The sequence below is a fragment of the Methylobacterium sp. 275MFSha3.1 genome, assembly GCF_900108435.1.
In the GTDB taxonomy this organism is placed as follows: Bacteria; Pseudomonadota; Alphaproteobacteria; order Rhizobiales; family Beijerinckiaceae; genus Methylobacterium.
This window is the reverse complement of the sequence record NZ_FNWP01000023.1, coordinates 53,051-66,340: the sequence shown is the minus strand read 5'-3', so window position 1 is coordinate 66,340 and position 13,290 is coordinate 53,051. Positions and strand designations below refer to the sequence as shown.

13 protein-coding genes are annotated in these 13,290 nt (G+C 73.3%); 3 read left to right on the top strand and 10 right to left on the bottom strand.

The genetic code is table 11. From position 1 onward, the window contains the following. Positions 1-8: 8 nt before the first annotated feature. Entirely contained in the window at positions 9-260 is a 252-nt protein-coding gene (locus tag BLW78_RS23885) for a CCDC90 family protein (RefSeq protein WP_020095238.1), read from the bottom strand. A 441-nt stretch (positions 261-701) separates the two neighbouring features. On the opposite strand from BLW78_RS23885, the gene BLW78_RS23880 reads away from it, so the two are divergent. Further along, positions 702-2,219, top strand: a complete 1,518-nt coding sequence (locus tag BLW78_RS23880) for a L,D-transpeptidase family protein (protein ID WP_091682501.1) — start codon at positions 702-704, stop codon at positions 2,217-2,219. A gap of 4 nt (positions 2,220-2,223) precedes the next feature. On the opposite strand, the gene BLW78_RS23875 is transcribed toward BLW78_RS23880, so the two are convergent. From BLW78_RS23875 to BLW78_RS23835, 9 genes are all read right to left on the bottom strand, one after another. Continuing rightward, positions 2,224-2,397: a YqaE/Pmp3 family membrane protein gene (locus BLW78_RS23875; protein WP_012318839.1), complete on the bottom strand. Its 174-nt coding sequence runs from the start codon at positions 2,395-2,397 to the stop codon at positions 2,224-2,226. Positions 2,398-2,521: 124 nt separating this feature from the next. Next, on the bottom strand, positions 2,522-4,081 hold the full coding sequence (locus tag BLW78_RS23870; RefSeq protein ID WP_051123779.1) for a cytochrome c: 1,560 nt from the start codon (positions 4,079-4,081) through the stop codon (positions 2,522-2,524). Positions 4,082-4,159: 78 nt separating this feature from the next. Next, positions 4,160-4,531: a hypothetical protein gene (locus tag BLW78_RS23865; RefSeq protein WP_091682498.1), complete on the bottom strand. Its 372-nt coding sequence runs from the start codon at positions 4,529-4,531 to the stop codon at positions 4,160-4,162. Beyond that, entirely contained in the window at positions 4,531-5,028 is a 498-nt protein-coding gene (locus tag BLW78_RS23860) for a TspO/MBR family protein (protein WP_020095242.1), read from the bottom strand. Before BLW78_RS23860 ends, BLW78_RS23865 begins: the two co-directional genes overlap by 1 nt. Further along, positions 5,025-6,251 (bottom strand): geranylgeranyl diphosphate reductase, encoded by a 1,227-nt coding sequence (locus tag BLW78_RS23855; RefSeq protein ID WP_020095243.1) that lies wholly within the window; start codon positions 6,249-6,251, stop codon positions 5,025-5,027. The genes BLW78_RS23860 and BLW78_RS23855 overlap by 4 nt, the downstream gene beginning before the upstream one ends. A gap of 4 nt (positions 6,252-6,255) precedes the next feature. Beyond that, positions 6,256-7,587, bottom strand: coding sequence for a BCD family MFS transporter (locus BLW78_RS23850; protein ID WP_091682497.1), 1,332 nt, complete (start codon positions 7,585-7,587; stop codon positions 6,256-6,258). Further along, positions 7,587-8,471 carry a chlorophyll synthase ChlG gene (gene chlG, locus BLW78_RS23845; RefSeq protein ID WP_091682495.1) on the bottom strand — a complete coding sequence of 295 codons (885 nt, stop codon included), beginning with the start codon at positions 8,469-8,471 and terminating at the stop codon, positions 7,587-7,589. Before chlG ends, BLW78_RS23850 begins: the two co-directional genes overlap by 1 nt. Before the next feature lie 354 nt (positions 8,472-8,825). Next, positions 8,826-10,271 carry a transcriptional regulator PpsR gene (gene ppsR / locus BLW78_RS23840; RefSeq protein ID WP_020095246.1) on the bottom strand — a complete coding sequence of 482 codons (1,446 nt, stop codon included), beginning with the start codon at positions 10,269-10,271 and terminating at the stop codon, positions 8,826-8,828. Positions 10,272-10,300: 29 nt separating this feature from the next. Beyond that, a complete protein-coding gene (locus BLW78_RS23835; RefSeq protein ID WP_056523988.1) occupies positions 10,301-11,191 on the bottom strand; it encodes a cobalamin B12-binding domain-containing protein in 891 nt (296 codons plus the stop codon). A gap of 317 nt (positions 11,192-11,508) precedes the next feature. Here BLW78_RS23835 and bchF point away from each other — a divergent pair, with 317 nt between their 5' ends. Together bchF and BLW78_RS23825 are read left to right on the top strand one after the other, a co-directional pair. After that, on the top strand, positions 11,509-12,015 hold the full coding sequence (gene bchF / locus BLW78_RS23830; protein WP_020095248.1) for a 2-vinyl bacteriochlorophyllide hydratase: 507 nt from the start codon (positions 11,509-11,511) through the stop codon (positions 12,013-12,015). Then, positions 12,012-13,286 carry a ferredoxin:protochlorophyllide reductase (ATP-dependent) subunit N gene (locus BLW78_RS23825; RefSeq protein ID WP_020095249.1) on the top strand — a complete coding sequence of 425 codons (1,275 nt, stop codon included), beginning with the start codon at positions 12,012-12,014 and terminating at the stop codon, positions 13,284-13,286. Before bchF ends, BLW78_RS23825 begins: the two co-directional genes overlap by 4 nt. Positions 13,287-13,290 lie beyond the last annotated feature (4 nt).

Genomic DNA, 13,290 nt, shown 5'->3' with positions numbered 1-13,290 from the left:
GGCGGCCGTCAATGCGCGGCGCGCGACAGGGCAACGATCGCGCCGACGATGACGATCGTCTGGAAGCCGATCGAGCCGATCACCCATTTCATGATGTCGAACTTCGCTTCGGCCAGATCGGTCTTGGTGACGAGGTTCGTCAGATCGGAATCCCGACTCTCGCGGATCGCCGCGGTGATCGCCTCGGCCTGATCCTCGGACAGTCCGGTCGCCCGCAGGCGACGGACGAGGGCGTGCGTGTCGAGCGAGAGGGCCGTCATGGGCGACGTTCGCGTGTTCGGGCCGTCCGGGTCGATCGGCCGGATCCGGATGGCAGCCTCTGCGAACGTGGCGCCTTCATCCCGCCGAGGCAAGCAGCTCAAAGTTGGGCGCCCGGCGCGGTCGCACGCGTCCGCTCCGCCAGGGAGTCCACCGGTCCGCGCACCGGGCCGGCAGGCCGGACCGCGGGCGGGACCGCGCACGAGCACAGCATGGATCGCCGCGCGGCCCTGCGGCTCGAACGGCGCCGTCCCGCGACCCCGCCGCGGCGCGCTGTGGATAGCGCGCATGCGCGGGCTCTCCACACCCGAGAACAATCCAGTGTTGCAGCCGGGTCCTTGCGGTAAGGAAGGCGCAAGCTTAACGAGCCTATTGGGTTGGGGAGTGGCACCCGACGCGGCCAGCAAGGCCCGCGGGCGCGCGTAAGACGATCGAGGTTCCCCATGACGGCGCGTCTCGCGACCGCGCGACTGCTGGCGGCGGCGTCCCTGCTGGCCCTGTCGCTCGCCGCCTGCCAGGACGGTTCCGGGATCAACGGCCCGAGCGCGCGCAGCCTCGCGCCGATCGCCCCCCAGACCGTCGCGTTGATGCAGTCCAAGGGGATGCAGCCCTCCGACCCGATCCTGATCCGCACCTTCAAGAAGGAGGCGGAGATGGAGATCTGGAAGCGGGGGAGCGACGGCCGCTACGCCCTCATGAAGACCTACCCGATCTGCCGCTGGTCCGGCCAGCTCGGGCCGAAGACCCGCGAGGGCGACCGGCAGGCGCCCGAGGGCTTCTACACGATCACCCCGGGCCTGATGAACCCGAACTCGTCGTACTACCTCTCGTTCGACACGGGCTTCCCGAACGCCGTCGACCGGGCCAACGGGCGCACCGGCAAGTACCTGATGGTGCACGGCACCTGCTCGTCGGCGGGCTGCTTCGCCATGACCGACGCCACCATCGCGGAGATCTACGCCGTCGCCCGCGACGCGTTCATCGGCGGCCAGCGCAGCTTCCAGTTCCAGTCCTACCCGTTCCGGATGACGGCCGAGAACATGGCCAAGTTCCGCAACGACCCGAACATCGCCTTCTGGCAGAACCTCAAGGAGGGGTCCGACTATTTCGAGGCCCTCCACGAGGAGCCGAAGGTCGGCCAGTGCGGGACCAAGTACGTGTTCGGCGGGGCCGACGCGGCCGCCGGCTCGTGCAAGCCGCGGGTCGACCCGCTGGTGGCCGAGAAGAGCGCGCGCGACACGCACGCGGTCGCCGACCTCGTCGCCAAGGGCACCCCGGCGGTGCGGGTCGTGTACCAGGACGGCGGCCAGAACCCGGTCTTCCGCCCGCAGAACGCCAGCGCCTTCGCGAGCCTCGGCGGCACCGAGACGGTCCTGCCTTACGACGCCAAGGAGTACGGCCGGCACAATCTCGGCGACGTGAGCCGGCCCGAGACCCTGGCGGCCGGCCCGCAGGAGATCGAGCTCGCGCCGAAGGGCCAGCCCACGATGCTGGCCGGCGCCGAGCCGGCGGCCGCGACCCGCGCCGCGAAGGCCGGCGGCAAGGGGCACGGGCGGGAGCCGGCGGCGCCCACGACGCCCACGACGCTCATGGCGAACCGCGCCGATCCCGGCGCGCAGGTCGAGACCACGGCGGCCCTGCCCGACAAGCCCGCCCGCATCGCGGTGGCGGACGCGGACGGCGATGCGAGCAGCTACCAGAAGCTATTCGGCCAGCTCTTCGCCAAGGACAAGCCGGCCCCGGCGGCGCCCGCGGCCCCGGCGGTCGCCGCCGCGGTCGTGCCCGCGGCGGCGCCGGAGCCGGCGAAGGTCGCCCACGCCGCCGAGACGGTCGCGCCGAAGGCCGCCAGGGCCCACGCGGTGAAGACCGCGAAGGTCGAGGGCAAGGGTGAGTCGAAGGCCGACGCGAAGGCGGAGAAGCCCGCCCTCCGGAAGGGCGAGCCCGAGGGCCGGAAGCCCTGACGGCTCAGACCAGCGGCCGGTCGCGGTTCATCAGCCACAGGGCGTGGACCGTGCCGGGCAGCCAGCCGAGGATCCACAGCAGGATGTTCAGCAGGAACTGAAGGCCGAAGCCCGTGGTGACGAGCACGGCGATCGGCGGGAAGAAGATCGCGAGCAGGATGCGGACGAGGCTGGACACGGGGACTCCGGGCGTGAGGTCGGCACGTCCCGGCTCCAACGAAACACGGTTTTATCCGTTCCGCCCGATCTGACCCCGAACCGGCCCCGAAGACCCCGGCCGTCCGGGGCCGCGGGGCGGCGCCTCAGTTCTTCGCCGGCGGCGTGGTGGCCGAGGGGACGTTGGCGGCCTGCTTCTCCGGGTGCTTCACCTGGCTGTAGGCGACGTTCGCGAAGGTGCCGATCACCGCGGGCCAGCTCGGGTTGCCGTATTGCGGGTCGTCGCGGCCGACCTTGCAGAAGGCCGTGGTCAGGCCGTTGACGATGTCGTCGTCGGTGACCCCGGTCGGCTCCGCCTTCACCTGCTGCACCAGCCGGGCGAGGGTCGGGACGAAGTCCTGCTGCTTCAGGCCCTTCAGGCTCGCCTGCAGCCCGATCTTGTCGAAGGCGGCCTTGAGCTTGTCCTGCTCGATCTCCGCGCAGGGCGCCGTGCCGGCCAGCATGGTCTTGGTGGCGGCGCGCGCCTCCGAGGCCTTCTCGCCGGTCACGACCGGCGCCTTGTTGCCCCAGGAATTGCGGATGTAGTCGGTGACGTTCTTCACCTCGACGTCGGTCATCTGCTGGCCGATCGCCACCATCGGGGCGAGCCCGCTCTGGGCGCCGAGCCCGCCGTAGATCACCCGCAGCACCGTCTCGGGGCCCTCGGACTGGACCGAGGTGTTGCCGGCGAGCGCCGGGACCGCGCCCTCGATGCCCTTGCCGTCGGGCTGGTGGCAGGAGGAGCAGTAGGTCAGGTAGGTGGAGGCGCCGGGCGCGTCGGGCGTGTCGAAGGCCGTGAGGTCCTTCGGCTTGTAGGTCTGCTTGGCCGGCACGGTGCGCAGGTACGCCACCATGGCCTTCAGGTCCTCCTCCTTCACCTTGGAGAGGGATTCCATGATGGTCTGGCGCATCGGCCCGGCGGCGACGCCCGGCCGGTCGCCCGGGGCGGTGCCGGTCTTGAGGTAGGTCACCACCTGCTCGTCGGTCCAGGCGCCGATGCCCTGGTGGCCGTCCGGGGTGATGTTGGGGGCGTACCAGCCGTCGATCACGCCGCCGCCGAACCGGCCCGCGAAGCTCGAGTTGCCGACGAGCTTGTTCTCGTTGTGGCACATGGCGCAGTGGCCGAGCCCCTCCACGAGGTAGCCGCCGCGGTTCACCTCGGCGCTGGCCTTCGGGTCGGGCTTGAAGCGCTCCTCGGTGAAGAAGGCCGTCCGCCACGTCACCAGCGCCGTGCGGACGCTGAACGGGAACGGGATCTGGCTCTCCTTCCGCTTCTCGTTCACGGCCGGGACCGACTGGAGATAGGCCCAGATCGCCTTGGTGTCCTCGTCGGTGACCTTGGTGAACCACGCGAACGGGAAGGCCGGGTACAGGTAGCCGACGTTCTTGCTGTAGCCGTGCCGGAACGCCTGATCGAAGTCGGCGTAGCTCCAGTTGCCGAGGCCCGTCTCCTTGTCGGGGGTGAGGTTGGGGGTCATGATCACGCCGAAGGGCATGTTCAGCGCGTAGTTGCCGGCGAGGTACTTGCCGCCCGGCGCCGTGTGGCAGGCCGCGCAGTCGCCCATCGTCACGAGGTACTTGCCGCGCTCGATCTGGTCGGCCGAGCCATCCTGCGCCAGCGCCGGCGCGGCCAGGAGCAGGCCCGCGAGGAAGGGGGCGGCCCGCATCGGGGCCAGCCGCGTCGGGGCCGCGCGGCCGGAGGAGAGGGCTCTCGTGCGCTGCATGCCGCGTCTCCCATCCCGATTTTAGAGCTGTTTGAAACTTGTGACGCGCGTGAACGCGGCCGTTGCGGGCGTTGTTCCGGCCGGCGCCGCGCTGCGGCGTTGTGCCGTGGCCGCCCGGACCCGCAGGCCGAGGTCGGCAAGATGGGCGAGGAGCCCGGCGAGCATCCACCCGGCGACCGCGACCCAGCCGGCCCCCACGAGCGCCGCCCGCAGGGCCAGCATCAGCGCGGCGCCGGAGGCGAGGTTGGCCAGCAGGGACGGCAGCGGCGGGCCGCCCCGGCGGGCGAGCCACGCGAGGGCGAGCGCCTCCAGGGCGACGAGCAGCAGGATCCCGTCGACGATCCGGCCCGACGCGAAGGCGGGGCCGAGGACCGGGTCGAGGAGCGCCCCCATCAGGCGGGCTCCGCGAACGGCCCGTTGAGGCGGACGATCCGCAGGTTCAGGCAGGCGGCGACGCTGACCCAGGCGAGGTAGGGCAGGTTCATGAGCCCCGCCGCGCCCGAGACCCGGCCGGTCACCAGCACCAGCACGGCGATGGACAGCCACAGGACCGCGACCTCGGCCAGCGCCCAGTCGGGCCGGCGGAACCGGAAGAACAGCACGCTCCAGGCGATGTTGAGCACCCCGTTCACCGCGTAGGCGGCCAGCAGGACGCCCCGGGCGACGGGGTCGGCGTCGCCGTTCCAGGCCAGCACGCCGGCCGTGGTGGTGAGCGCGAAGATCACCGCCCAGACCGGGCCGAAGGCCCAGTCCGGCGGCTTCCAGGCCGGGACCCGCAGGCGCCGGTACCACGTGTCCGTCGTGGTCGCGAGGCCGCCGGCCACGGCCACCAGCACGGCCGCGACCGCCGCCACCGCGGGCGGCCCCAGATCGGCGGCGGCGAGGCTCACGGCGAGACCCAGCGGAACAGGTGCGCGAGGTCCTTGAAGAAGATCCGCGCGTGGGCGGCGGGCTTCGCGCGGACCAGCTCCTTGTTCATGTAGCTGTCCCAGGTAAGCTGCTGGACGTCCTTGTCCCGGCAGATCGAGACGAAGCGCTCGCGCAGGCCGTCGCTGCGGTACCAGACCCACTGCATCATCCCGAGGATCCAGAACACGCGCCCGTGCAGCTTCATGAACTGCTTCCGCGCGCCCGCGAGGGCGCGCGCGTCCCCGGTCCGCAGGAAGGCGGCGGCGGCCTCGGCCGACAGCCGGCCGCCGAGCATCGCGTAGTAGATCCCCTCGCCGGAGGCCGGCGCGACGACGCCCGCGGCGTCGCCCGCGAGCAGCACGTCCCGGCCGTTGTCCCAGCGCTTCAGGGGCTTCAGCGGCAGCGGCGCCCCCTCGCGGCGGACGGTCTCGGCGTGGTCGAGGCCGGTGGCGGCGCGCAGGGCCCGGATCGAGGAGCGCAGCGAGAACCCCTTCCGCGCGCTGCCGGTGCCGATGCTCAGCGTGTCCCCGTGGGGGAAGATCCAGCTGTAGAAGTCCGGCGAGTGGCGACCCTGGTAGTAGACGTCGCAGCGGGTGGCGTCGACCGACCCGGCCCCGGGGGCGCCGGCCTCCGGGACCCGCAGGATCTCGTGATAGGCGAAGACCTGCCGCATCCTGGCGTGGCCCGGCACCTCCGCGCGGCCGACCGGCGAGCAGGCGCCGTCGGCGCCGAGGACGAGGCGGGCCCGGACGGCGTGGCGGGCGAGGCCGGCCCCCGCGCCGGTGGTGAAGTGGACCAGCGGCGGCCCGTCGTCGGGCCGGGTGATCCGGTCGTAGGCCGCCGCGCGCAGGTCGGCGCCGGCCGCCGCGGCCCGCTCGCGCAGCCACGGGTCGAAGTGCTCGCGGTCGACCATGCCGACGAAGCCCTCGCCCACCGGCATGTCGACGGCCTTGCCGCTCGGCGCCACCATCCGGGCGGACCGGATCTTCGCCACCAGGAGCGCGTCCGGGATCGCGAAGTCCCGGATCAGCCGGGGCGGGATCGCGCCGCCGCAGGGCTTGATCCGGCCGGGCTTGTCGAGGAGCAGCACCGCGTGGCCGGCCCGGGCGAGGTCGGTCGCCGCCGTGGCGCCCGCCGGCCCGCCGCCGACCACGACGACGTCGTAGCTGTCGCGGCCGGGGCCGCCATCATCCAACCGGGCCATGGCCTCACCTCGCGCTGAAGGCAGGATCGAGCGGCACCGTGTCCGGTGCCGGAGCGGGTTCGAGCCGCGCCGCCAGGACGACCGCGACGAGGAACAGCAGCCCTTCCGCGGCGAAGACCGCCGCGTAGGCCTGGACGGGTTCGGCGGTGACCAGCCGGACGGCGTCGACCGCCACGGCCCCGAGGAAGCCGCCGGCCCCGAAGGCGACGCCCTGCGCGGCGCCCCAGACGCCCATGCGGGTTCCGCGCTCCCGCGCGTCGCCGCGGCCGGCGAGCGCCATCATCGAGCCGATGGCGGCGACCGCGTAGGCGCCGTTGGCCACCCCGAGGGCGAAGACCGTCGCGCGCAGGGGGAAGTCCGATCCCGCCGCCGCGCCGCTCGCCAGGGCGAAGAGGGCGGCGGCCGAGCCGGCGCAGCCGATCCCGATCCAGAGCCGCAGGGAGGCGAGGACGGTGCCGCGGGCGAGGAGCGTCACCGCCGCCACCAGCAGCATGCCGGCGAGCACGCCGCCGTGCTGGAGGCCGGCGAGCTTGGTGGTGGCGCCGGGGCTCATCGCGAAGACGAGGCCGGCATAGGGCTCCAGGATCAGCTCCTGGGCGCTGTAGGCCAGCATCGACACGAAGACGAAGATCGTGAAGGTCCGGCTCACGGGGTCGGCCAGCACGTGGGCCAGCACGGTGAAGAACGGGCGGCGCGCCTCCGCGGGCTCGGGCGCCCGGACCGGCAGGCGGCGCTCGACGCCGGCGACCGCGAGCGCCGCCACGCAGAAGGCGACGAGCGAGACCGTGCCCGACACCGCCACGAGGCGCGGGCCGGAGAACGGGTCGAGGAAGTGCCCGGCGAGCGGCGCCGTGACGGCGAAGCCGACGATCATCATCACCCAGACAACGGTGGCGGCCGCGCCCCGCCGGGCCGGCGCGACGCCGCCCGAGAGCAGGACGAGGAGGGAGGTCCCGGCCGCGCCGACGCCCATGCCGACGCACAGGAACGAGAGGGCGGCGAGCGCCAGCCCCAGGGCGAGGCTCTCGGCCGCCAGCGCGGTGCCGCAGGCGGCGCCGAACCCGCCGAGGCAGAGGGCCGCCATGCCGCCGACGATCCAGGGGGTGCGCCGGCCGCTGCGGTCGGAGCCGTAGCCCCAGCGCGGGCGCAGGACCTGCACGGCGTAGTGCAGGGCGACCAGCAGGCCCGGCACGAGGGCGGGCAGCGCCAATTCCACCACCATGACCCGGTTGAGGGTGGCGGTCATCAGCACGACGACGCTGCCCAGCGCGGTCTGGACGAGGCCGAGGCGGACGATCTGGGGCCAGCCGAGGCCCGTGCCGGGGTCCGGTGCCATCACGCCCCTCCCACCAGCGGGCGCAGCGCGAAGGCCGAGACCAGCATGCCGAGGACGTAGAGGGTGGTGCCGGTGCCGTTGTACCAGATCGCCCGCTCCCGGGGATTCTCCAGGAACCGGGCCATCAGGGCGAACTGCCCGGCGAGCAGCGCGGCGACGAGGCCGGCGTGCCAGTAGCGCTCCCAGCCGACGAGGAGCGCGATCACCGCCACCTGCGGCAGGGCCATGACCAGGCAGGCGAAGCGCGCGGCGCGCTCGGAGCCCATCTGCACCGGCAGCGACAGCAGCCCCATCCGGCGGTCGCCCTCCACGGACTTGAAGTCGTTGAGGGTCATGATGCCGTGGGCCCCGGCCGCGTAGAGCAGCGCCACCAGGAGCACCCGCCGGTCGGGCAGGGCGGCGGCCATGACGGCGGCGCCGGTGAACCAGGGCAGCCCCTCGTAGCAGAGCGCCACCGCGGCGTTGCCCCACCAGCCGTTCCGCTTCAGCCGCACCGGCGGCGCCGAGTAGATCCAGGCCAGGACCAGCCCGAACAGCGCAGCCCCGAGGATCCAGGGCCCGAGCGCGGCGGCCACCGCCAGCGACAGCGCCGTCCAGGCGAGCGCGAGGTAGAGCCCCCAGCGGCCCGGGATCCGCCCGGAGGGGATCGGCCGGTTCGGCTCGTTGATCGCGTCGACGTGGCGGTCGAACCAGTCGTTGGCGGCCTGGCTGGTGGCGCAGACCAGCGGGCCGGCCAGCAGGATGCCGGCGGCGATCACCGGCCACTGGCCGCTGGCCGGCTGGCCCGAGGAGATCACCCCGCAGGCGAAGGCCCACATCGGCGCGAACCACGTGAGCGGCTTCAGCAGCTCGATGACTGCGCTCGGGGCGGGCGTAGCGGTCATGACGGGAGGCTACCGGCGCCCGGCGGGGTGTCAAGCCAGATTTACACCGCGCGCCAGCATGTGCGCGACGTTTGTCGAATAAATACAGCGGCGGACCAGAAATACATTATCCGGAACACCGAAAAACCGTGCCGGCGGGACCGCCCGCGCGGGCGCTTTCCGGCGCTCCGGCGGCGCCCCGGGCGCTCCCGGCGCCCCCCGTCCGCGAGGACGATTCCAGGATCTTCGAGGCCTTCGGTGCCGGGATCCGAGGGGGTCCGGCGCCCCGCCGCGCGCACCTTCGGGGGATGGGAAAGGATGGGATGGGATGGGATGGGACGGGTCCCGCCGCGCCCGGAGGCCGCGCCCGGATCCTCAGATGTCCTCGACCGGGCCGTCCAGGTCGCCGACGCCGTAGCGCCGCATCTTGGCGTAGAGGCCCTGCCGGCTCAGGCCGAGCATCTCGGCCGCCGAGGCCCGGTTGTCCCGGGTGATCCGCAGCGCCGCCTCGATGCAGAGCTTCTCGATCAGGTCGGTCGTCTCGCGCACCAGGGTCTTCATCGAGACCCGGCCGACCAGCTCGGTCATCTGCTCCACCGAGCGGGGCACCTCCCGCCCGACCCCGGGGCGCCCTTCGGCGATCCGCCGCGGGCCCGACCGGATGGCGAAGCCCAGGCAGGGGCGGGCGCCAGCCACCGACACGGCGGCGACCTCCACGTCCTCCATGCCGCCGTAGGCGCCGCGGACGACGGTGGCGAAGCGGCGCACGGCGCCGTGGTCGACGAGGGTCGCGAACAGCGCCTGCGCCTCGGTCTCGTCGCGGCCGAGCCAGTGGTCGAGGGTGCGCCCGCGGGCCTGGCCCACCGTGGCGAGCTGCGCCAGTTCCAGGAAGGCGGCGTTGGCCATGAGGATCCGCCGCGCCGAATCGGTGACCACGAAGCCCTCCGGCATCGCCTCGATCACCGCGGCGGTGGGCGCCTCCTGGTCGGGCCCGGGCGCCGCCGTCGCCGGGTCGGCGACCAGCTGCAGCAGCGCGCTCGCGCCGCCCTCGCCCCGGAACAGCGAGGCCGAGACCGTGACCTCCCCGCGCCCGTGCTGCAGCGCCGCCCGGATCTCGCCCGCCTGCCCGGTCGCCCGCAGGGCGGCGAACTGCGCCTCCAGGGCCCGGGTGCTGGCGGGGTCGAACAGCTCGACGGCGTCCTGCCCGGCGATGCGCTTGGCCGGGCGCCCGAGGAGGCGCGCCGCGGCCGGGTTGGCCTCGGCCACCCGGCGCGTGCCGGCATCGACCACCAGCACCGGCTCGCCGGAGATCTGGAACAGGAGCCGGTAGCGGGTCTCGGCGGCGCGGAGTCGGTCGTAGTCCCGCTCCAGGGCCTGCTGGGTCTCCACCAGCCGGCGCTGCAGGGCGGCCACCGCCCGCATGTCGCGCCCGAGCACGAGGATCGGGCCGCCCTCCGAGGGCCGGATCGACGCGTAGCGGATCGGCAGGTCGGCGCCGTCGGGCGAGGGGTGGTTCACCTGGCGCCAGCGGGTGATGCCGTCGGCCCCGGCGTCCCGCAGCAGGGCGTCGACCTTCGGGCGGCTCTCCACCGTGACGGTGTCGATCCAGCGCCGGCCCAGCCAGCCCGCCACGGTCTCGGCCGCGAGGTCGGCGCCGACCGTGGCGTCCCGAATCACCCCGTCCGCGTCGATCACCAGGGAGAGGTCCGCGGACGCCGCGACGATGCGCCCGACCGCCTCACCCTGGAGGAGGCCGGCCACCTGCTGCAGGGCCGCGGGCGGCGACTGCGGGGAGGGGCGGGGCTGAGGGGTCACGGTCACCGCAATGTGAAAGTCGGTTTGAGGCCCTTTCAGCAGGCCAGTGCCTGTCTGTCCAGCAAAGCTTCGGCTGCGGCGGGCGCGAGGCACGCGTCCGACGCGCAGGCATCCGCCCCGACGATCCCCGCCTCGCCGCCGTGGCGCGCGAAGAAGGGGCCGCCGACCAGCACCCGGACGTCCCGGTTGCGCGAGACCCGGCGCACCTCCGCCACCGTCGCCGTCAGGACCGGCAGCAGGACGTCGCAGGAGAGCGACAGGCCGACCACGTCGAACCAGTCGGACCGGAGCAGGTCCAGGGGGTCGACCCCCGGCCCGGGCACCGCGGTGGTCACGTCCCAGCCGGCCTCCCGGAAGAAGCTCGCGACCAGCGACAGGCCGAAGACGTGGGTCTCGCCCGGGCAGGGCAGCAGCAGGACGCTGCGCCCGTTGGCCGGGACCGATTCGCTCTCCAGCTCGGCGCAGAGGCGGCGGCTCACGGTGTGGAGCCGCCCGAGGGCCTCGGTCACCGCCAGGAAGTCGCAGGCATCCTCCTCCCAGAGGGCGCCGAGATGCCGGGCGGCCGGGGCGAGCAGGTCGAGGAGCAGGCGCGGGAGCGGCAGGCCGCCGTCGCGCAGGGCGTCCACGCGGGCGTCGAGGTCGACCGGGCCGGAGGCCAGGAGCAGGGCGCTGAAGTCGGCGATCTCCCGCGCGCTCGGCGCCCGGTCCGCCGGGACGGCGCGGCCGGCGGGCCGGTGGGCGAGCATCAGGCGGGGCAGGATCTCCGCCTCGACGACCTTGGCGAGCGCGTCGGGCACGGGCCTGTGCAGGTCGGGCCAGCCGAGGGCCGCCTCGCGGAACACGGGGAGCCCGTCGCTCACGGGGCTGCAGCCGGCCGCGGACGGACCGTGATCCAGACGGCCACCGAAATGCCTCCAGTTTCCCATCGGCATCCTCCCTGAGACGGCCCGGTCCCGGAAGGGCCGGCGGATCCGCTCGCGCGCTCGGTGTGGCGTTGCTCGCCCGTCTATTCTTCGTGTCCGTCAGTTCCTGAGTCTGACAAGCCGAACGGCAGCAATCTCTGCCGCCACGGCCGACGATACGCTTCCTGACGATCTTGGCAATGATCTTATTCGAAGAAAAAATATCCCTGCCACTGTCATGTCGTGAAAGCGTCAAGCGCACTTGACACTTCCCGGACCCCCGCCCTAGCCTCTGTCAACGACGGAGCCTGAGGCGCCGCCGACGACCAGGGAGCGGATGCATGGGTCCCGAGGACCGGCCGGCACGACCGCTCTACACGCCCGCCGAACGGCGCCGGCGCGATTCGTCGCTCTGGACCGTGGTCCAGGGAGTGCTGGCGCCCCTCCAGTTCGCGATCTTCCTGGTGAGCCTCGTCCTGGTGCTGCGCGCCCTGGCCACCGACGACGGCCTGCGCGCGGCCGAGATCTCGGTCGTCGTGAAGACCCTGGCCCTCTACGCAATCATGGTCACCGGCTCGATCTGGGAGAAGGTCGTGTTCGGGCGGTGGCTCTTCGCGCCTGCCTTCTTCTGGGAGGACGTTGTCAGCATGCTGGTGCTGGCTCTCCACACCGCCTACCTCGCGGCCCTCGCCACGGGCGCGCTCAGGGGTCAGGCGCTGCTGCTCCTCGCGCTGGCGGCCTACGCGACCTACGTGATCAACGCGGCCCAGTTCCTCCTGAAGCTCCGGGCCGCGCGCATGGAGAGTGCCGGAAGTCGCGCGCCGCGTCTCGCGGAGGCGCTGCCGTGAACGCTCCCCTGGTCCATCAGCCACCCTGCGGCGGCATCGAGCTCCGCCAGGAGCAGGGTCAGCGGGCCGTGTTCTGCGGGCTGACCGGCATCGTCTGGCTGCACCGGAAGATCCAGGACGCGTTCTTCCTCGTGGTCGGCTCGCGCACCTGCGCGCACCTGATCCAGTCCGCCGCCGGCGTGATGATCTTCGCCGAGCCGCGCTTCGCCACGGCGATCATCGACGAGCGCGACCTCGCCGGCCTCGCCGACGCCAACGAGGAGCTCGACCGGGTGGTGACCCGGCTGATCGAGCGCCGGCCGGACATCAAGCTCCTGTTCCTCGTGGGCTCATGCCCGTCGGAGGTGATCAAGCTCGACCTGTCCCGGGCGGCCCAGCGCCTGTCGGGACGGCTCGCCCCCGTACGGGTGCTGAACTACTCGGGTTCCGGCATCGAGACGACCTTCACGCAAGGGGAGGATGCCTGCCTCGCCGCCCTCGTGCCCGACCTGCCCCGCGAGGCCGAGACGGCGGTCCCTTCGCTCCTCGTGGTCGGGGCGCTGGCCGACGTGGTGGAGGATCAGTTTCTCCGGCTCTTCGCCGCGATGGGGATCGCGGATGTCCGGTTCCTGCCCGCCCGCCGGGCGAACGCGATGCCGGCTGTTGGGCGCAACACCCGCTATCTGCTGGCTCAGCCCTTCCTGACCGACACGGCCCGGGCCCTCGACGAGCGCGGCGCCCGCCGGCTGCCCGCGCCGTTCCCTCTGGGCGCCGAAGGCACCACCGGCTGGCTTCGGGCAGCCGCCGAGGCGTTCGGCGTCTCCGAGGCCGCCTTCGAACAGGCCACGGAAGCGGGCCGCGCCCGCGCCGAGACCGCGCTCGCCCCCCACCGCGAGAGGCTCGGCGGCAAGCGCGTGTTCTTCTTCCCCGATTCGCAGCTGGAGGTTCCGCTCGCCCGCTTCCTCGCCCGGGAGCTCGGCGCGGACCTCGTTGAGGTCGGGACGCCGTACCTGCACCGGGGGCATCTCGCCGCCGAGATCGAGCTGCTGCCCGCGGGCACGCGGGTGACGGAGGGCCAGAGCCTAGACGACCAGATGGACCGCTGCCGGGCGGAACGGCCGGATCTCACGGTCTGCGGCCTCGGCCTCGCCAATCCGCTGGAGGCGGAGGGGCTGTCGACCAAGTGGTCGATCGAGCTGCTGTTCACGCCCGTGCAGGGCTACGAGCAGGCCGGCGACCTCGCCGAGTTGTTCGTGCGCCCGCTCCGGCGCCGCGCCCTGCTGGAGGTGTAGCGCC